The sequence below is a fragment of the Methanogenium organophilum genome, assembly GCF_026684035.1.
Classification (GTDB): domain Archaea; phylum Halobacteriota; class Methanomicrobia; order Methanomicrobiales; family Methanomicrobiaceae; genus Methanogenium; species Methanogenium organophilum.
In genome coordinates this window covers 201,294-221,558 of record NZ_CP113361.1, presented here as the reverse complement: position 1 = coordinate 221,558, position 20,265 = coordinate 201,294, and the positions used below count along the sequence as shown (strand labels likewise).

The 20,265-nt window shown below is 48.9% G+C and carries 16 protein-coding genes and 1 tRNA gene; 10 read left to right on the top strand and 7 right to left on the bottom strand.

Going from position 1 to position 20,265, the window contains the following annotated elements; all coding sequences use genetic code 11:
* Positions 1 to 4: 4 nt before the first annotated feature.
* Genes OU421_RS01145 through OU421_RS01135 form a run of 3 tightly spaced genes read right to left on the bottom strand, consistent with a single transcriptional unit; the run spans position 5 to position 4,829 of the window.
* Positions 5 to 811 (bottom strand): CheR family methyltransferase, encoded by an 807-nt coding sequence (locus tag OU421_RS01145; protein ID WP_268186743.1) that lies wholly within the window; start codon positions 809 to 811, stop codon positions 5 to 7.
* 23 nt (positions 812 to 834) lie between these two features.
* A complete protein-coding gene (locus tag OU421_RS01140) occupies positions 835 to 3,960 on the bottom strand; it encodes a methyl-accepting chemotaxis protein (protein ID WP_268186742.1) in 3,126 nt (1,041 codons plus the stop codon).
* 20 nt (positions 3,961 to 3,980) lie between these two features.
* A complete protein-coding gene (locus tag OU421_RS01135) occupies positions 3,981 to 4,829 on the bottom strand; it encodes a ParA family protein (protein ID WP_268186740.1) in 849 nt (282 codons plus the stop codon).
* A 137-nt stretch (positions 4,830 to 4,966) separates the two neighbouring features.
* On the opposite strand from OU421_RS01135, the gene OU421_RS01130 reads away from it, so the two are divergent.
* The 3 genes from OU421_RS01130 (at position 4,967) to ade (ending at position 7,540) form a co-directional block, all read left to right on the top strand.
* Positions 4,967 to 5,446: a GTP-binding protein gene (locus tag OU421_RS01130; protein ID WP_268186739.1), complete on the top strand. Its 480-nt coding sequence runs from the start codon at positions 4,967 to 4,969 to the stop codon at positions 5,444 to 5,446.
* Between the two features lie 70 nt (positions 5,447 to 5,516).
* Positions 5,517 to 5,870, top strand: a complete 354-nt coding sequence (locus tag OU421_RS01125) for a hypothetical protein (protein ID WP_268186738.1) — start codon at positions 5,517 to 5,519, stop codon at positions 5,868 to 5,870.
* Between the two features lie 2 nt (positions 5,871 to 5,872).
* Positions 5,873 to 7,540 (top strand): adenine deaminase, encoded by a 1,668-nt coding sequence (gene ade, locus OU421_RS01120; RefSeq protein WP_268186737.1) that lies wholly within the window; start codon positions 5,873 to 5,875, stop codon positions 7,538 to 7,540.
* A 265-nt stretch (positions 7,541 to 7,805) separates the two neighbouring features.
* Here ade and OU421_RS01115 read toward each other — a convergent pair whose 3' ends face one another.
* Positions 7,806 to 8,588 (bottom strand): DUF1624 domain-containing protein, encoded by a 783-nt coding sequence (locus OU421_RS01115; protein WP_268186736.1) that lies wholly within the window; start codon positions 8,586 to 8,588, stop codon positions 7,806 to 7,808.
* Between the two features lie 42 nt (positions 8,589 to 8,630).
* Here OU421_RS01115 and OU421_RS01110 point away from each other — a divergent pair, with 42 nt between their 5' ends.
* Together OU421_RS01110 and OU421_RS01105 are read left to right on the top strand one after the other, a co-directional pair.
* Entirely contained in the window at positions 8,631 to 9,488 is an 858-nt protein-coding gene (locus OU421_RS01110) for a methanogenesis marker 8 protein (RefSeq protein ID WP_268186735.1), read from the top strand.
* Between the two features lie 338 nt (positions 9,489 to 9,826).
* The gene (locus OU421_RS01105; protein WP_268186734.1) at positions 9,827 to 10,030 is read left to right on the top strand and encodes a hypothetical protein; all 204 of its coding nucleotides are present in this window, start codon (positions 9,827 to 9,829) and stop codon (positions 10,028 to 10,030) included.
* Positions 10,031 to 10,260: 230 nt separating this feature from the next.
* On the opposite strand, the gene OU421_RS01100 is transcribed toward OU421_RS01105, so the two are convergent.
* Complete coding sequence (locus tag OU421_RS01100; RefSeq protein WP_268186733.1) at positions 10,261 to 10,947, bottom strand: HAD family hydrolase; 687 nt, start codon at positions 10,945 to 10,947, stop codon at positions 10,261 to 10,263.
* Positions 10,948 to 11,063: 116 nt separating this feature from the next.
* Here OU421_RS01100 and OU421_RS01095 point away from each other — a divergent pair, with 116 nt between their 5' ends.
* The 3 genes from OU421_RS01095 to OU421_RS01085 all read left to right on the top strand — a co-directional run bounded on the left by OU421_RS01095 (position 11,064) and on the right by OU421_RS01085 (position 14,453).
* Positions 11,064 to 11,570: a TspO/MBR family protein gene (locus tag OU421_RS01095; protein ID WP_268186732.1), complete on the top strand. Its 507-nt coding sequence runs from the start codon at positions 11,064 to 11,066 to the stop codon at positions 11,568 to 11,570.
* 84 nt (positions 11,571 to 11,654) lie between these two features.
* On the top strand, positions 11,655 to 13,676 hold the full coding sequence (locus OU421_RS01090; RefSeq protein ID WP_268186731.1) for a GAF domain-containing sensor histidine kinase: 2,022 nt from the start codon (positions 11,655 to 11,657) through the stop codon (positions 13,674 to 13,676).
* A 195-nt stretch (positions 13,677 to 13,871) separates the two neighbouring features.
* Entirely contained in the window at positions 13,872 to 14,453 is a 582-nt protein-coding gene (locus OU421_RS01085; RefSeq protein ID WP_268186730.1) for a class I SAM-dependent methyltransferase, read from the top strand.
* A gap of 94 nt (positions 14,454 to 14,547) precedes the next feature.
* On the opposite strand, the gene OU421_RS01080 is transcribed toward OU421_RS01085, so the two are convergent.
* A complete protein-coding gene (locus OU421_RS01080; RefSeq protein ID WP_268186729.1) occupies positions 14,548 to 15,708 on the bottom strand; it encodes a TIGR04083 family peptide-modifying radical SAM enzyme in 1,161 nt (386 codons plus the stop codon).
* A 195-nt stretch (positions 15,709 to 15,903) separates the two neighbouring features.
* Here OU421_RS01080 and OU421_RS01075 point away from each other — a divergent pair, with 195 nt between their 5' ends.
* Complete coding sequence (locus tag OU421_RS01075; protein ID WP_268186728.1) at positions 15,904 to 17,772, top strand: sensor histidine kinase; 1,869 nt, start codon at positions 15,904 to 15,906, stop codon at positions 17,770 to 17,772.
* 694 nt (positions 17,773 to 18,466) lie between these two features.
* Here the strand turns inward: OU421_RS01075 and OU421_RS01070 are convergent.
* Positions 18,467 to 18,551: transfer RNA gene (locus tag OU421_RS01070), tRNA-Leu, on the bottom strand.
* 227 nt (positions 18,552 to 18,778) lie between these two features.
* On the opposite strand from OU421_RS01070, the gene OU421_RS01065 reads away from it, so the two are divergent.
* The gene (locus tag OU421_RS01065) at positions 18,779 to 19,282 is read left to right on the top strand and encodes a regulator of amino acid metabolism, contains ACT domain protein (RefSeq protein WP_268186727.1); all 504 of its coding nucleotides are present in this window, start codon (positions 18,779 to 18,781) and stop codon (positions 19,280 to 19,282) included.
* Positions 19,283 to 20,265 lie beyond the last annotated feature (983 nt).

Below are 20,265 nucleotides of genomic sequence, written 5' to 3'. Positions count from 1 at the left end.
GTGCTTATCCATTGCTCTTCTTACGGTATATTTTCTGAATCGGATTATATGGTTCATACAGGTGTTCAACATCCCTGCCCATATACTCCGTCTTGCCCATGACATAATATCCGCCTTCGGAAAGTGCCGGTGCAAATATACGTGCGAGTTCATCCTTTTGTTTTTCAGTGAAGTAAATGGTTACATTCCTGCAGAGAATGATGTCCAGATACTGCGTCACTCCCCGCCCGCTCATCAGATCATGCCGGGAAAATTTCACGAGATCTTTGAGATGCTGTTTGACCTGGAATGTTCCATCCTGCTGTTCATTAAAATGTCTGCGAATCTGTGATTCTGAGAGATTCTCCAATGCTTTTTGGTGATATATGCCTTTTTCTGCTTTTTTCAGGGCTTCCCTGTCGATGTCTGAGGCAAAGATGGTCACCTCCACATCCGGGTACAACACCTTTGCTTCATGGCACATCAGTGCGATGGTGTATGGCTCTTCACCAGTGGCGCATCCTGCACTCCATATCCTGATTTTTTGTTTCCTGCGGCGGATATCCGGGAGAACGTCACGTTTGATTATGTTAAACACCTCTGGATCACGCCAGAATTTTGTTACATTAATCGTAAGGGCATTGCGCAGTGCTTCCTGTTCTTCTTCCTGTGTGGTAAGAAAGGAATTATATTCACTATAGGAAGTCATTTTATTCATCCGCATTCTGGACTGAATTCTTCGCTGCAGGTAGTCCTCTTTGTAGTTTGCACACTGGATGCCGATTTTCGACTCAATTGTGCGCAAAACCGACCGAAATCCTCTGGTATTCATTGTTGTATCAACTGCTCCGTTTATTATATACTGAAACGTTCGATCTGAGAATGCAGCTGTTTTGCCATTGTGTCAAGTTCATGGACGACACTGCCCACCTCTTCAGCGGATGCACTCAGTTCCTCTGCCAGCGCTGCCATATCCTCATTGTTATGCATGGTTTTCCTGGCCATCTGGGACGCAAGCTCGACCTTTTCCATCAGGCGGTTGGTGGCATTGGCCTGATCTTCAGTGGCATGGGTAATTTCTACAACTCCCTGTGCTGAGAGATTAATTACCTCAACAATAGTGTTAATGGCATCAATGGATGCATTCACACTGGTGATACCGTTTTGAATCTCAACATCTGCTGTTCGCATCGACTCAGCGGTTTGTTCACTCTCATTTTGTATCGAAAGAATCAGTTCTTCGATGCTTGCCGAGGCTTCCTTTGACTCTACCGCCAAATTGCGTATCTCTCCTGCAACGACCGAGAACCCTCTACCGTGCTCCCCGGCACGGGCTGCTTCAATTGCTGCATTGATGGCGAGAAGATTGGTCTGATCGGCGATACCCGCAATAATGCGGACAATCTTTCCAATCTTCTGCATCTGGTCGTTGAGTTCAGTGATGTGCTGCACACTCTCCTGCGAGATCTCCCCCACGAGTGCCATCTTTTCTGAAGCATCTTTGCCGATCTCTGCCCCTTTTGCCCCTTCTTCTGAGGAGAGTTCTGCCTGCCGCATCACTTCCTGGGAAGTGCTTGCGATCTCCTGGATTGATGCCGAGAGATTTGCTACTTCATAGCTTACCGCCTCTATCTCTCTTTGCAGGACGCTCATATCATCGGTAATGGTCTGTGTGTCTGTCGCCATCTTCACATTGGCATTACTGATTTCATCACTGCTTTCCGTGAGCTCTTTTGCGGTATGGCGTATGGTTTCAATCGTTTCTGCAACATTCTCCGTGATTGAGCGTATGGCACGAACGGAGGTATTGTAGTGCTCTTTGAGGATTTTGAGGGGATCGCTGTCAGAGATTGGTGTTTCTGCCATCAGGTTTCCGGATGCCAGCTCCTCCATCCGTGCGGTTAGCTGGCCTGCGCTTTCTTCAAGGGTTTCTGCCTCTTCGCGCACCTGCGCCATGATCTGGGCGATCTCTGCTTCTTTTTTCCTGACATCAGAGATGTTGTTGTATACGACAAAAATATTTGATAACTCACCCGCAGGCCCGAATACCGGGATGCCATACTGTTCCAGAGTCTGGGTGCCTGTAGGGAGGGCAACATCCACAACGCCGTAGCATGTTTTCTTTTGTCGGATGATCTGTCCAAGTCCATCCCCTTCCTGATTTTGAATGGTGAAATCGCGTGCATTCATTCCGATGAGCTTTTTGCGTGGAATGCCGCTCATCGTGACATATGCTTCATTCGTAACCTGAATGGTGAAATTACTGTCCATATAGAGGATGGGCATTGGATTTTCTTCGATCATGAGTTCGGAACGTTTTCGCAGTTCTTCATTTTCCGCCATCCGTTCCCGAATCTCTTCTGCTTCCCTGCGCTTCTGGGTAATATCATTATAATAAATATATACGGATGAAACCGATCCGTTTTCTCCCATGACCGGGATGCCATGTTGCTCCAGAGTGTATACGCCAGCAGGAAGGCGAATCTCAATTTCTGACGAACTGCGAATATTTTCCTGTACTGTTTTCCCAATTCCTTCTCCTTTCTGATCAATGAGGGTGAAGTCACGGAGATTCATTTTCCGCAGTTTCGGGAGTCGAATCCCGGAGAGTTCTTCGTACGCGGGGTTGGCACCGGTTATAGCAAAGGAACTGTCAGTAATAAGGACAGGGATTGGATTATTCATAATGAGTGCCTGCATCTCCTGTTCTTTCTGCCTGAGGGCGCGAACGGTTTCATCATATTGCGAGGCTGCAGCCTGTGCCTGTGCCACCATTTTTTTCTCGAGTTCCTTTTTCCCGGCATCAAGGGTATATATCTTCATATTAAGACGGGAAGCATCAGATTTTGCCGTATCTCTGGCATGTTGTGCTGCAACCAGTTTCTCTTTCAGGCGTACTCTTTCAGCCTCTGTTAGCTCTTTGTGTGTGTTGTATTGTGCCGTTATGTCTGCATGCTGTTTGGTAAGCTCTTCAAACCGCTGGGGAAGGTCTGCATCGTTCTCTGCCACCAGCGCCTCAGGCACCTCTGATGCCCGTTCCCTGAGAACCCGTATCTCTTCAGCATGCGCTTTGTTCTCATCCCTGAGATGGATGATTTCGTCCTCTTTTGCTCTGGTGTCTGCTTCAAGACGTTCTGTTACAGCCACATACTCTGATTTCAGGTCTGCATACTGTGCTGTGAGCTCTTCGAGCTGCTTTTCCCGTGCAGCATCATTTTGTGTCCTGCGTGCCTCTGCTAATGCCCTATTCAGTGCTTCGGCCTCCTCAGTGACTGCAGATATCCTCTGTCTCTGCCCGATGATCTCATCTTCTTTTACCTTCAGGTCGAGAGCATTCTGCTCAATCTCTTCCTCATACTGCCTGCTGAGGTTCGTATAGGCGGTTTCGAGATCTTTAAACCGCATCAGGAGGTCTTCATCGGCATCCGGGACGGCTGCTTCTGCTGCCTCCTTCCTGAGTGTTGCTGTCTCTTCCCCAAGTTTGGAAATGAGTTCGCCTTGACGGCGGATTTCATCGTCTTTTGTTTTGTTTTCTGCCAAAAGACGTTCTTTCTCTGCTTCCCACTGGTTTGTCTCTGTGAGCGTTATTTCTTTGAGCTCTTCGGTCAGAGAGCGGGTAATTCTCTGCTGACTTTCAAGGTCTGCCATCAGGGCCGCAATTTTTTGTTCCTGTTCTGCCGATATTTCTGAAAGGTCTCTGGATTTTGTCTCTGCTGCCAGCAGTTCTGTATCTGCAGCCTTTCGCACCGCATCGAGTGCAGAATTGATTGAGGAGACAACTCCCTCCAGTGAATTGTCAAGTGTTTCCGGAGAGATACTTCCTGATTTTGGATTTACGATGATACTTTCAAGTGCAACTGAGAGCGATTCTCTGATATCCTCAGCTGTGAGTTTTTCTGTTTTGTCTTCGTGCCTGGTTTCTGCTTTCTGCACTCCGGTGAAGAGTGCCTTTCGTCCCGGTCTCTTCCGTTCATCTGCCATATGAATTCAGTTCCTCGGTTTCACTTGTTCCAATTTTTTATCACAGCGGATATTTTTTCATACACATGGGCTGCCTCGCTATCGGGAGCGTACTGTGAGAGGGGCAATCCCTGTTTCTGGGCCTCATGAACATGGATGTCATAAGGGACAGTAAAAACATGCGGGAAGGATTTTTCACAGAATGCGACAATCTCTTCAAATTGCTCACGTGATCGGTGTTCCTCTTTTTTCATGCCCAAAAGACGCCGGAATCCGTCTGATATTTCTTCTCCCGGTGTCATCTCTTCCTGCAGCATCCGCCCGCGGGTGATAACGGCGATATCAGCTGATACCGGCGTTCCTGTTATTTCTGCGATATCCGAAAATATGGTCTGCAGGGCGTCAACTCCCGTACGTGCAAACATCCCGTTGTCCAGTGTGACAATCACATGATCCGCTGCGACAATCCCGTTGATGACAAACTGGCCCATGCTGGGCGGAGTGTCCACCAGAATATAGCTATATCGTCTGAGAATCGGTTTAATTGCCTCTTTCAAAACAAAAAGTCTGTCTTCGCGCTCGTAGAGATAGGGTTCGGACCCGGCAAGATCGAGTGACGAGGGACAGAGATCAATGCCTGAATCTGTTGAGACGATGATATCTTTGAGCTGAACAGACTCAAATCCCTCCGTGCCTGACATAAAGATATCATACATATTTTTCTCGGCATCCTGTGGATCACATCCAAGTCCGGTGGTTGCATTTGCCTGTGGGTCGCAGTCAATTATTAGGACGCGTTTTCTTTTTGTATTAAGAAAACCGCCACAATTTAGGCAGGATGTAGTTTTTCCGGTACCTCCTTTATGGTGTGTAAATGTTATTACCGGCATTAGGTATCTTCCGTCTGGAATTAGTTAACTGGAATTTCGCAGTGTCAGGTGAAAAACACTTTGTTTGTTTCACGGCTGAAATCTGTGTATTTCTGACTGAAAATGTTATATGAGGCGCAAACCAACAAATACTACCGATGGACCGCTCCAGACTCAAGATTGTGATTTTTGGTGCCTATAATGCCGGGAAATCAACATTTATCCGGGCAATTGATCCGGAATCCCATCATATTGAAGCAAATAACTGTGAGATTTCGACAACCGTTGGTCTTGATTTCGGCCGGACGGTTATAGATAACCAGAAGATCTACCTTTTCGGGACACCGGGCCAGGATCGGTTTGAATTTGTCCGGGACATTCTTTCCCGCGGAATGGACGGGGCGATAGTCGTCGCTGACACCACTCGTGAGCTGGATGATCTAACCCGACAGATCTGCCGGATGCTCAGTTCATCGGGCTGTCCATATGCGGTTTTTCTGAACAAATGTGACCATCCTGAATCATGTCCGGGACGATACGGTGCTATTGCGGAATCTGTTTATTCACCGGAGATTTCGGCTGTTACCGGTACCAATACTTCAGAAGCACTGCGGGAATTTGTTGCGCTGCATTTCTAGAAGCAGATACTGTTTATCCCCGGACCAAAGCAAATAGTATAATTTGTTCCGGGTTTTAGTTACATCAGTTATGTCCAGGATTGGTGTTGTAACTGGTCTTTTAATTATTCTGGCAGTGATTATTGTCTCTGCCGGCTGCTTGTCATATTCCATTGGTACGGTATTATATGATGGCGATGCAGTGCATGTAAATGTGGATAATAAAGGAGAGGCAAGGGATGCTGCGATGCAGATCACAGTCTTTGATCTCTCCGGATTCAAACAGGTAGAAGTCGATAAAATTGTGCATTCCGTCCATCTCAGTCCGGGAACAAATGATGTTACCTTTGATGTGGCACTTGAGCCAGGTTCCTATCGTCTGTTTATCTATATGATGCAGGACGGAGAACGGCTTGGTTGTGTGATTGAGGACCTTGAGGTCTGAAGATGGGTTCGTTAATTCAGGCTGCTGTGGGGACAGTATCCTGCGACACGGTTTTTATCAATGCCAGAGTATTCTGTCCTTTTACGGGGGAATGGGAAGAAGATGCTCGTTTTGGTGTGAAGGACGGATGTATTGCAGGATTTGGGAACTATTCTGCAGGAGAGACCATTGATCTGCGGGGAAAGCGTGTTATACCCGGCCTCGTTGATGCTCATGTGCATATAGAAAGTTCTCTTCTGACTCCTGCAGAGTATGCCCGCGCCGTGATCCCTCATGGGACAACAACGGTTTTTGCTGATCCGCATGAGATTGCGAATGTCGCCGGTATTGAGGGGCTCCGTTATATGCTGCGGCAGCGTGCTGCACTTCCGCTTGATATCCGGCTGATGCTTCCGTCCTGTGTGCCGGCAACACCGCTTGACCGGGGCGGCGCTGTTCTCTCCTGCCGTGACCTTGCGGCATTTACGGATGAGGAGGGGGTCCTTGGCATCGGTGAAGTGATGAATGTGCCGGGCGTGCTCGCAGAAGATGATGACCTGCTCTGCAAAATCGGCCTGTCCACCGTTGTCGACGGGCATGCCCCCCTGCTTTCCGGGGAAGCGCTCTGTGCCTATATTGCAGCGGGCATCCAGAGCGAGCACGAATGCACCGGTGCACAGGAGGCTGCGGAAAAACTACGACGCGGGATGTATCTGATGCTGCGTGAAGGTTCGACGGAAAAGAACCTCAGTGCACTGGCCGCAGTGGTGACTCCTGCGACAGCTCCCCGCTGTTCCTTTGCAACCGATGACCGGCACGCGGATATGCTCGCGGAAGACGGGCATATCGACGACTGTATCCGCCGTGCGGTTGCGACAGGCATTGAACCGGAGACTGCCTACCGAATGGCCACCCTCTCTGCTGCAGAACGGTTTGGCCTGAACGATCGCGGTGCTCTCTCGCCGGGGCGAAGGGCCGATTTCTGTGTGCTGGATGATAACGGTCCCTGCACGGTAACTGATACCTATATTCAGGGTGTCCGGTGGATAGATCCCGGATACCGGCGCCCGGATGTCCTGCATGTGCCATTCTCGTGTGCTCCTCTCACGAAAGAGGCCATTGCCATCCGCGGGTCAGGGACGGCCCGTGTTGTGGGTCTGGTGCCCGGCCAGATCCTTACCCGTACACGAGCAGAATATGTTGACGGCGCATCCGTTCCCGACCCCTCGCGTGACCTCCTGAAACTGGTTGTCTGCGACCGTTATCGCAGTGCCGGCTGCGGGGTTGGCATCGTGAAAGGGTTTGGTATCCGGGACGGTGCGATTGCAGCAAGTGTGGCCCATGATTCCCATAACCTCATCGCAGTCGGGAGTGACGATGATTCAATCATCCGTGCAGCAGAGATGGTCATTGCATCAGACGGCGGCATGGCGGCAGTCTCCGGAAACACGTCTGCGTTCCTGCCGCTGGAATGCGGCGGGCTGATGTCGTCCCTGCCCTATGATGAGGTGGCGGAATCTCTCCGTTCCCTTGAGGCATGCATCCATTCTGCCGGGTGTATTGCAAATCCGTTTATGTATCTCTCATTCTGTGCACTCACTGTGATCCCTGAAATCCGGGTGACAGAGCGTGGAGTCTTTGATGTTGGCGCCTTTGCCGATGTTCCACTCTTCTCTTCCCGCGTTGAATGATTTTTTTAAAGGGGTCGTCGCTGTTTCAGGTGGGCAGTGATATGGACTGACCCATTATTTGATAAATAATTATTCCGGCTCTGGTGAAGAGCAAGGGAGGTGGGTGCCCTCCTCCCCGCCAGACCCCCCCTCAAGCGATAGGTCGAAGGGGGAGTGGGCTGGCAATCCTCCTGTTCCAATCAGTTATGGGTTTTTATGCGTTCCCCCAATTTTTCATTTTAATGGGAAAAATGGCAGCATCTCTCTACACAATTCAGAAGATGCCTTAAAATATTCCAAGGGTGCCAGGAGGGATTACTCCCGCCACAAGCATTACCAGTATGATCACCGGCTGGTGGATAATATATATGAAAAGAGAGTGCCTGCCCGCCGCTGCAAGGAGTCCGGTGACAGGGGGGCAGGGCTCTTTGATCTGCAGCAGAGAGCGTCCTTCAGGGTAGAGGTATGCGCCAGTCCCCAGTCCCAGAAGAACAATGCCAAACCACGGGATGAGTGGTTCATAGTCAACAGAATAGAATCCCGCAGGATGAATGCCCAACCATGCCAGCCAGAGCGGGCCTTCTGTTCCCGTCACCACAAGTGACAGCGCGATGACAATTACCCCTGCAATGAGGTTTTTTTTCTGTAGTGAGAAAAAGAACGGTGACAGGCAGATGGAAAGGCCGATGAGGTGCAGGATGCCGAAGAGAATGTATCCCCCGCCAATCACGTACCAGGTGACAACGGTGATCCCACAGCCCAGCGCGAGAATGAACGCACCTCTCATCAGGTATTTCCATGTGAGTGATGAGCCGGTCATCCCTTTCTGCAGTGCACGTTCCCTGCTGATGTGAAGGGAGAGTCCAACCAGAAATACGAAGGTGCAGGCGCAGGTCAGCGCAAATGCACGCCAGAATCCACTGGTAACGGCAATGTCTGCGACACCGAAGTACACCAGATCATAGAGCAGGTGGTAGGTGATCATCATCAGGATGGCAATGCCCCGTGCCGCATCAATTTCCCAGAACCTTGCCGTGGGCATGTTCTGCACCGTGTTCTCCTGCTCCATTGGTCTTCATTATTATACGGGGGCGCAATACGCATTAGTGTGATGACTCTGAAAGATGAACATATTATCGAGGCCGCAGGACGTGCCCGCGTCATTGTCAGGGACGGTCAGGTGGTATCCGTTGGCCCGGCCCGGATTCAGTCGTGCCCGCTTGCGGCACGGTTCGCAAAACCGGTTAAACATTTCACTGAAGAGGAGATCCGGCGCAATATTGAGGGGCGTATTGCTGAATTCGGCATGTGCACACCGGATCGTGTTGTCGTGTCTGATGATGATTATGTGCTCTTCGGGGCATCTGAACTGCTCTCATCCGCCATCAGGTCAGGAATCATCGATGCGGCAGTGATCGCCTGTGACGGTGCCGGGACGGTTATTGCGACATCGCCCCGGCTCATTCAGGGTATTGGGGGGAAAATGTCCGGTCTGGTATCAACGACACCGATTCCTGCGGTAATTGACCGTATTTGTGTAAACGGAGGGACTGTGGTGTCTCCTGAAAATGCAGAAATGAGTCCGGAATCCGGTGTAAATCTGGCTTTGGAAATGGGCTTTCGTGCGCCTGCAGTGACGACTGCATCAGCTGATGAGGCTGCCTCCCTGCGCAGGGCATACCCGGATGCATTCATTGTGGCGGTGCACACCACCGGCACAAACCGAGAGGAGGCAGAAACCTTCGCTGCGTCATGTGATCTGATCTTTCCCTGTGCGTCCCGTTCCCTCTATGAGATCGCGGGGATGCGGGCCCTCGTGCAGGGGGGAAAATCTGTCCCGGTGTTTGCCATGACTGCGAAAGGAAAAGAGGTAATGCTTGCAAAGATTGCATCATCACAGACACCAGTGGTGATTGCAGGGTACACACTCCCCCATCTGGAAGGAACGACTCCCTCTCCTCTCCTTTGATTTTTTGGCTCAGCGTGATTCCATGTGGATTCCAAAACCGATCCGAATTTATCTTTCACATGAATCCAAATACTGGGATGATGTATGGAATTTCCCCTGGTACCCCCTGTTAGGAATAAAACCCTCTGACGGAGAGTGGATATGAGCGAAAAATCCCGGTTTCCACATGCCCGCAAAGATGAACCAATGGGGAGGGGCCTGTTCGGCAAACGGATTAAACAACATTGGCTGTCCGGGCAGCTGATTGTACCGGGCGTGTCATGCCATACTTTGAGGTACACTATTCTGAAGACCCTCGCCCCGGAAACGGTATCGAAGTACTTCAAAAATGGATACGTATGGGATATTTCGTATGGTGGATATCCGCAAAGGCGCATGTGCCGCAGGTCAAGGCAGTGGCTAACGGCACATATCCCTACACCGTATCCGGTGGGACACATAGTCTGCCTTACAGGCATTCACAGAGCAACAGGCTCTTTTCTGATGCCGAAACCACCGTGGTCCATGAACCAGACAGGCAATGCCAGCATCTCATTGCATAGAGAGACTGGCATGAGATTGTAATCCGTGCTCACCCAGAAGGCGGTGAACAGAAATAAAGGAATATGCCGCACTGAGAACGAGAATCACAGGTGCAGATATTCAGTTCAGATAGTACAGCCCGTTTTCCCGTCCTGATATTGAGATATTTTTTGTATACTGAAACAGTGTTGTCCTGGTTTTGAAAAAGAGAATTATTGAGATGTCTGCCTACACGATGCAGCAACGACTCTTATTTTTTCAGGTGCATAATCTCCTGCAGATCGCCGAAGGACTGCAGGGTAAAATCGGGTTTTATCCGTGGGTAGGGAATGCCTATCCAGTCACCGTATTTCGCATAGGCGGTAGTCATCCCCAGCATATTTCCGGGTTCTATCTCCCTCTTCGGGCTGTCGCCCACAATCCATGCTTCGTGGACATCACACTTCAGTATGGAGGCTGCCGCATGAAATATCTCAGGTTTTGGTTTTCTGACTCCTGACCTGTCAGGTGTCATCACTCCTTCAAAAAAGTCCCGTACGCCGGTTGCAGCCAGACGTTTTTCAGCCTGATTGCTCTCAGCATCTGTTACAATTGCCATAGACACTCCGGTATCTGCAAGAAGGCGGAGCGTTTCTTCCACACCGGGGTAGAGGGCTAATGACTGTATCTTAACCTCTTCGTAGACCGCGCATGATTCCTCAAAGAGGTGTTGCTCAAAGATGCCTTTGTCTTCCATAAAATCACGGATATTGTCATGGTGCTCAAATCCGTGTGTGCCCCGCATAAAGTACCGGAAGAGTTCTAATCCCTCTCCCGCGCCCGCGAGACGGATGACTGCCTCACAGGATTGCATTTTGGCGAAATGAAAGTCATAGAGAGTATTATCCATATCAAAGAGGACATATTCCGGGATATTTTCTGTTATTGTTTCAACCATTTCAGAATACACCTTTTCCTATATCAATAGGTTTGCGGTCGGCAGATAACTGGTTTGGTATTGTGATAATGAATGGGGAAAAAGGTTTATGCATTATTTGCATATTCCGTTATGCCATGGAAAATGATATGAAACAGGGGGTATTTCCTGTTCGCAATCCGTTGCTCCTTATCGGGTGTGTTGTTCTGACAAACCTCGCAGGATTTATCGGGTCGTTTTTTACCGATACGGGTGCAGGGTCATGGTATGCCGATGTGCTGGTAAAACCGTGGTTTGTTCCGCCGGATGTGGTGTTCCCCATCGCATGGACAGCCATTTTCATTCTGATGGGTATTGCGCTCTATCTTATCCTGATGGAAGGTACCGAAAGGCCGGATGTACAGGTTGCAGCGGGTCTCTTTCTCTGCCAGCTCCTTCTCAATATTCTGTGGTCATATGCGTTTTTCACCCTGCAAAGTCCCTTTTTCGGTTTCATAGAGATTCTCATACTCTGGCTATTCATTCTTGCAGTGACCGTGAGTTTCTATCGAATCAATACAATCGCAGGATATCTTTTTATCCCGTATCTTGCCTGGGTGTCATTTGCTGCCATATTGAATGGTACCATATATCTGCTGAATTAGTCGGATGGATGCATATAAATAGCCATACTTTCAAGTCCTTATTAAGTACAACATCCTGTTGGTCTATCCCGGGTGCTGCTATCCATGCCACATAATTCAGCAGAGAATGAAATCCCCCTGTCATTCCAGTCGCAACAAAATGATATGGATTTTCAGGAGTACTCTGAAGTGTTTAGCTTTTCTGATATTCCTGTTCTTCTTTTTGGGGAAACCGGGAATATATTCTTTGCCAACAAGGCATTTCATACAATTTTCCGGTATCCGGAGGACTTCATGCAGGCGTCACTGGATATTGGTGAGATTATCTTACCCTGTGACGACCAACAAGGGGGTTCTGGTCGGGCACAGGGTGTTTGTGACCTGTTCAGACCCGGCACATTAATTCGTGTCTCTGTATTGGACTCAGAAGGAAGCGATTTCCCGTCTCTTGTCTCTATTATGGATATTCCCGGTTCATCCCTTGCTGCCGCAACAATTTATCCCGGTTCCCCTGTCCGTCCGACCCCGGCAGGTCTGCATAAGGAGGGCACTGTTCATCCATCGGGGAACACCGAAAGTATTCCTTTTGCATTATTAGAGACCTATCCGCACGCTGTCATTATCCTTTCCGATGCAGCATGCCGGTATTCAAATGCGATTGCCCACAAACTGCTCGGGAAAAATGCATTCCGGACCAATAAAATTCCGAAAATCCGTCTGGTACATAACGATTTCTCTGAGCTGATTGAAGGGTTGTCCCTGCAGGGGGAGTCGTCATCTCCTGAGCCCCGGATGATTGAAGATCAGCTCCGTATCAGCAAAACACGAAGTATTGATGTGGAGATTTTGCTTGTCCCCTCCCGCGATAATTCCGGGAATATTATGGTGGTAATCCGTGATATTACGCGGAAGAAACAGGCAGAATCTGAACTCCTGAAACGCAACAGTCAGCTTCTGATGATCAATGAGGTCATGAAGGTGGCAAACTCTGTTGATACCCTGGATGAGATGCTTGAAGAAATTCTTGAGACCGTTCTCCGTGAAATGAAGTTTGATCTTGGGTGGATCTATCTGCGGGATACGGATGCAAAATGGGCGACCATCGTTGCATCCTCCGGTGTCCCGGAACGATTTGTCGAGACGCGAATGCAGCAGAATGTGCTGGATTATCCTTTCAATCTGGTATTTTTTGCGATGCAGCAGCATTATGTGGACAATCTTCCGAATCATCCGCCCGGCCCCATTGATTCAAAGGTCCTTGAGGAGATTGATGCACTCTCCTATGCGGGTATACCGCTGATATCCGACTCCGTCGTAGTGGGTGCACTCTATATTGGCAGAAGAGCACGATATTCCTTCTCCACCTTTGAGAAGAAGACACTGGAGATGATCGGTAATGAAATCGGAAGCACCATTCTTCGTGGTATTCTGCAGGACCGTCTTGAGGATGCATATAGCGATGCCAGTCTCTATCTGGATATTATGCTCCATGACATCAAGAATGCGAATGCTGCCATCCTGGGATATTCCCAGCGTCTGAAGGACCATACCCGGAAAGAAGGCATCAGGTATGCGGGGAAGGTTCAGTGGCATACCCATCATATCACTGATATTCTCAACAATGTGACGACAATCCGAAGAATTACCGATGAGTCACAGGAGATGACTTCCATCAACCTTGATGCGCTCATCACAGCAGAGATCACCCAGTACCCGGATACTGATATCTCCTTTATGCGAACGGGGTGTACTGTATGGGCGGATAGTCTCCTCTCAGTAGTATTTACCAATCTCATCAGAAACAGCATCAAATATGGCGGTCCCGGTGTGCGCATCTGGATTAGCGGTGAAGAGACCGACCATGAGGTGACCATCTCTGTCGAGGATGACGGTCCGGGACTTTCAGATGAGAAGAAGATGCAGTTGTTTTCACTGTTTCAGGAATCAAACACCAACCGTGGAGGACGTGGTCTTGGTCTGCATATCACCCGCCTTTTGATAAGAAGGTACGGGGGGAAGATTCGCTCTGACGACCGGATACCGGGGCGTCCTGACAAGGGGCTTTCCATACGGTTCACGCTTCGTCTGGTAGAAGAGACGGAAGATGATGCTGAGATTTTGCCGTAACTGTTCATTTTTTGAAAAGCAGGTCTTACATTCAGATCGTGCCGTATCTCTTTATTGTATTACGTGATTTTGGGGCTCTTTTAATTTCATTTCACCGTATCTCTCTCATCGGTTCGGGCCCTGATGACTGATGATGATATGGTTTCAAATGTCCGGGACAGGATAATCGCATAAATTTCAGACACTTTTTTTGGCATGAACGAGAGATCATCAGATATGGAGCATGACAGGGTCTGCCCGGCATCGCATGCCGGTCATCTTGATTCGCTTATCCGGCGACTGATTCAATCTCCGAAACGTATTACCGACCGTTTCATCGGGGAGGGTGATACGGTGATTGACATCGGGTGCGGGCCCGGCTTTTTCTCCTGTCCGATGGTCCGCATGGTCGGTCATTGTGGTAACGTGATTGCCATTGACCTGCAGGAAGAGATGCTTTCCATCCTCAGGGAAAAGGCAGATAAAGAAGGGCTCTCATCGATAATTGAACCCCGTAAGGCAGAGTTGGACACGCTCAATATCGGGTGCAGAGTAGAGGCGGACTTTGCTCTGGCATTCTATGTGATGCACGAACTACCGGATATTGAAACAGCACTGCATGAGATCTATGAGGCTCTTCTTCCCGGCGCCCGGATGCTTATCGCAGAACCCACTATGCATGTATCCGAGCGTGAGTTTGATGAGACCTGCCGTCTGGCAGATGTTGCAGGATTCGTTTTGGTGGAGAAACCCCATATCCTGTTTTCGCGTTCTGTTGTGCTGGAAAAAATGAGCTGAACACGACATTTTATTTTTGTTATGCGTTTTTTTATTTGAACGGAGATCTGTCACCCTTTCCCGTACTCAGAAATCAGGATCTAAGCCACGTTGATTATTCCGACACGATCTTCTGCATAAGGTCCATAATCCCCGCTTTACGATTTCGCTGTCTGCGTCGTGATCCGCCCATGCCCATTGCCATTGCGTCGGTTCCAAAGAGTTCTTTATTCAGTCGGTCATTAAGTTCGTCAAATATCTGGTTATATGCCGGGCAGTGAGGATCAACCGCTTTTACTTCCCCTCCCGTCGGGGTGATGGCATTGTAGGGGCAGCCGCCGCGGCAGTAGTGAATATGCTTACAGTCTTTGCAGTTTTCATCAACGAAGTCCTTGAATGCATGCATCAGTTTCCATGCGCGTGATTCTGCGAGATCCGCTTTTGTCGGATGGTCACGTACATTTCCCATTACCCACTCGGGCATACCTACAAACCGGTAGCAGGGGTAAATGCTGCCGTCCGGGCCGACGGCGAAAGTGTTTCCCATACAGTCGTTGAAGGTGCAGACTGTCCCTGTTCGTGTAAAGACAGATTTGAAGAGATCGTTAATATTCATTATTTCTGCAGTGTTCAGGTTCTCCAGATATTTGTCGAGGAGGTAGATGAGGAGGTCTCCGTATTTTTCCGGTGCGAGAGCCCATTTTTCCGGGTCGTCTCCCCGCAGGGACGGGAGTGCCGGGTGGAGTTTGAGCGTAAGTCCGTTCTGCATGAAGTAGTTGAATATCTCCTCACGGAATTCAACAGAATATGAGGTGAAGGTGCAGATAAACCGCACATTGAGACCGTTTTCGCGTGCAATCTGGTAGCCGTGCATGGTCTTATCAAAATAGCCGTCACCCCGCTGTACATCGTTGATCTCTTTTGGGCCATCAATGGAGGACCCGATTGGGACCTGATATTCAGCAAATATCTGTGCAATTTCGGGTGTCATCCGCCAGAGATTGGTCTGAATGGCAAATGCCGGTTTCAGGTGTGCAAGTTCCTCTGAGAGAAGCGGAAATGCCTCACGGTAGAACTCAGCCCCTGCAAGCAGTGGTTCTCCTCCATGGAATGTGACAGTTACCTGCCGGTCGTCAAAATCCCTGATCCAGGCGGCCACTTCTTTGATGATCTCCATGCTCATCACCGGTGAGTCCTCTTCTGAACTCCAGCAGTAGGCGCAGTTGCCCGGACAGCCAAGGGTTGGTATCAGCATCACATGGAAGGGACTTTTCATATACAGATTTTTTGGTCTCTTTATCAATGAATGTTCGGATTTTGCAGAACAATGGTATACGCGCCAAAGGGAAATTATGGTCGTGAATGATTGCATGTGAATGGAAACTATGCATATTCCTGCTAAAATCGTCAAAAATTATGTGTTTCAATAAAAGATAGATTAAAGCCATTCCATTCCCAAAAAAATTATTTAATGGAAAAAGATGAGAGACATTACCGTTCCCTTCAGTCCAGTTTTGGTCTCGTCATCTTCCTCGTATTTATTGTTCTGACCGTCGCTGTTTCTGCAATTCTCTTCACCTCTGTCGAGAATAGTATATTTTCCCAGTTTGACGAGAAGATGGACAGTACGACGATCACCGTAACCCATTCTGCGATTCTTGCAGATAAAGGGCTCATCCTCTATGAAAAAGCCTATGACCAGCAGCTTGAGGATGCCTTTGTTCCGTTTCTTGCGGCATACAATCAGTCAGGCGGAAACCCTGCTGCAATAGATCTCGATGCCCTTAAAGCTGAGATGGAGCGTTCTGACTGGGAGATAGACCTATACATTATCAATGAAGCGGGCGTGATTGAATACACTACATTTGAGCCGGACAAAGGGTTCGATTTCAGCACATTCCCTACGTTTTGTTCATCAATCACCAGAATCAGAGAGGGAGACACTTTTGTCGCAGACCGGGTCTGCTCCAGTCTCGCTGTTCCTGAAACCGGAAAAAAATATGCCTATATGCCTACACCTGACCACAAGTATCTGCTTGAATTAAGTTTCACCTCTGAGAAATTTATGGAAGGACGCAAGGACTTTCCCTATACTGCCATCACAAAAATGCTGATGGGGGATGAATCGGCCATTCGTGAGGTTTCAGTCTTTGACATCACCTACCGCCAACTGGCAGGGCATGGTACCTCTGCACAGGGGGATACTCTTACTCATGTAAAACAGGTATATGCCGACAAGGTGGGGTTTGATGTTGTCGATAGGGAGAACGAAACCATTACGCGGTATATCTATATTGATCTGGAAAACGATGAATATCCGTCATCTTCCCAGATGGATCTCGTCGGTGAGATTGTCTTTTCGACATTGCCCCTTCATGAATCAATAAATTCCCTGCTCTTTTATGTGGTCATTCTTTGTCTCCTTGGTGTGGGAATTGGGGTATTTTTTGCATATTATGTCTCGTATTACATGACCCGGCCGGTAAAGGCGATTATCGCTGATGTTGACTATATCGCAGAAGGGCATCTGGATCACCCGATACAGGAGGCACGGTCCGCGGAGACGGAGAACCTCAGGCGAAGTGTAAATATTCTTGTCGAACGCCTGAAGTGTGAAATTCAGAGGTTGAAGAAAACATCCAGTGAACTCGATTCTGAACTGAAACGGACACAGGAGGTGGAGAAAGCACTGATGAATGCAAACCGGAAACTGGGGCTGCTCTCAGGTATTACCCGGCATGACCTTCTGAATCAGATCCGTGCGCTTTCGATGATCTCAGCACTGCTCAAAGAAGAGATTGGGTGCGAGAAAAAAGCGGAGCAACCCCTGAGAATTATGGACGATGTGATCACGACAATGGAGAACCAGATCACCTTCACACGCGAGTATCATGCGCTGGGATCAAAGACTGCTGAATGGATGAATGTCGGGTCATTGGTGGCAGAAGTTGCAGAAGTCCCGGATTTCCATCATATTTCAACTGAGATCACCACCGGCAGTCTTGAGGTGTTTGCGGACCCGCTGCTGAAACGTGTCATCTATAATCTGTTTGACAATGCCGTGCGCCATGGGGGAGGGGTGACCCGGATGACCGTTTCTTTCCGTGAAGAGGAGGATGGCGGTCTGCTTGTCTTTGAGGACGATGGAAGCGGTGTGCCGGACCATATGAAAGATAAGATATTCTGGAAAAAGATCGGTAAAAACACCGGGTATGGGCTCTTTCTGGTGCGGGAAATTCTCTCCATTACCGGTATGAGCATCCGTGAGAGCGGGAAGAAAGGAATCGGGGCGCGCTTTGAGATACGTGTGCCCCATGAGTTTTATCTGTTTAAGAATTAAGCGATAAATCATATTTTTTATCCGGCATGCTGCTGCATTCCGGTTCGTATCCTGCGTGGAGAGATACCGTTTTTCACGGCTTCATAATTCTACAGGAAATGGGCATCCATTTTTATTACCTGTGTCTGAACTTTTCTGTTCCATGCGCATCTTTGAAAGTACCCCTGTCCGGATGTCTGTAGGTTTTCGATACATCAGGGAAATGTGGCGTTAGGCAATTTTGATGATATATTCCTGTTGAATGTCTGGATGAAAAAATATATCACATATTCACAGCTGGCCGTCATTTGGCGCTCCGCTAGTTCCTATGGGGTACTGCTTTGGCCAAATCGAAGGACGGATGGAAGATTACTCCCCTCTGCAAGACCAGCTACCTCAGCGATTGGTGGCAGGGTGGGCTGATGATCCCCTGTTCCGGTTGTATTGCAGGCGTGACATTTATAGGAGGATGTTGCCGTTTCAGGAGCAATATGAATTGTTCCGAATGGTATGTGACTCTCTGAAAGGGATTTTGCTCACCTGTTTAACCATGTCTCTTGAGATTCTGTGTGTACTGCAGTTGTGTTCTGTTCCTGGACAAAGAAAACCATCTGAGATATTTGCTACACAGATTTGTGAAGATCCTGTCGAATTGCTTGCAGAAAACTGTTTGAATGAAAGTTGCTTTCAGCTCTTTGGTGTAATAATGGTAAAATGCGGGGGGAGCGATTCGAACGCTCGGACTCCTACGAGACTAGGCCCTCAACCTAGCGCCTTTGACCTGGCTCGGCAACCCCCGCACAGAAGTGTGCGATAATAGCCAGGACCGGTTCCATGACTTTCTGCTGTCTAAAGAAACCACTGGGGTCTCAGGCGACTGCGCCATGTTACTCTACATAGAATGCTGTATTGGAAAATATATGTTTTGATTTGATTTTGTTTTCCTGCTTTGTTCCGGGATTTTTCATCCCTGTACTGCAGGTGTAGATAAGTGGTATTTTTATGGAGCAGGTTAAATTCTATCGTAATGTGGGCAGAGATACTGGATATATTCAGTGATTCGCCTTCCCAGGCGCAGGTTGTTCGATTTCTTCTGGAAAACGGTCTTGGGATTAATGAGCGGGGCCGTGTCACGGTAAATGGTATAGAAATCCCCGCGACCCATCTCTCAAAGAAGATTGGAACCGATCGGCGGGTCGTCGATGCGACGGTGAAACGAATTCTCTCGAATCCTACCATATCCGAGATTTTCCTCAACCTCAGGGCTACGCCTGACGTCAGCCGTATCGCAGAGTCTCTCGGTCTCACGGTAATCACCGTAATGCCGGATGACGCAGAACAAAAAGGAGTTGTGGGTGATGCTGTCAGGGTCATCGCGGATAATGGCATTTCCATTCGCCAGATCTTTGTGACCGACTCACACCTCTCAGAAGACCCGAAGCTCGTTATCGTGGTGGATGAAACCCTTCCGCCATTTGTCTATGAAGCCCTGCGTGCTCTTCCCCAGGTAAAAAAACTGATTATTGAATAATAAGATGGTTTTTCACTCTTTTCTGTGGCCCTCCCCCCTCTTTGACGTCATCCTCGATTGGAATCGGCACTGTATACGGGTGCAGTTTCACCCGGAGAAGAACGGCGATACCGGGCCTGGCATCCTGAATAATGGTATTTCCCTACTTTGAAGAGTATGACACCGTTTTTCATTTTTTTCAATTATTATACCTTTTTTTCATATTTTTCCATAATTTTTTCCGGATTTCCGCTCTCCTGCATTACACCATAAGGTTACACATTTGAGATGATTTCCAATTCCATGTCCTATTCCGGATTAGACGCATCCCTTAAGGGGGCTGTCGGGGGTGAAACCCCCTGACTGTAGGGAACCAATACAGCTCAGCATACATAACAGGAAACCCCCCCTCTCCCGCACGGCTGTGGCCGTGCTCCTTCTCCCCCCTCCGTGGGGGGCAGTTCAAGGGAAAAGTGGTGTACGACTTGCACACGTTTTCCAATGAGAACAAAAACGGAGCCATTCTCATTATACGAAACCTGATATCAAATTCAGCGACCTTCCCGTAAAGGGCGCATCTCTTAAGGGGCTGTCGGAGGGAACCTCCTGAATGTGGGAAACCCATACAACCCATCCCTAAGAACAGGAAACCCCTCTCTCCCGCACGGTCGGGACCGTGCTCATCCTTCCCCCTTCGGGGGGAGGCAGTTCAAGGGATATGCGGTGTACGGGTAGTACACAATTTCCTATGAGAACAAAAACGAAGCCATTCTCATTATGCGAATCCTGATGTCCACTTCCACGCCCCTTTCCGTACAGGGCGCATCCCTTAAGGGGGTTGTCGGGGATGAAACCCCTAACTGTGAGAAACACGTGCAACCCATTAGCAAAAAAGGAAACCCTCACACCCGCACGGCCGCGGCCGTGCTCCTCCTCCCCCCTCCGGGGGAGGCAGTTCCTGAGATGTAACTGCTTAATTAAATATCAAACTAATACCGCCAAAA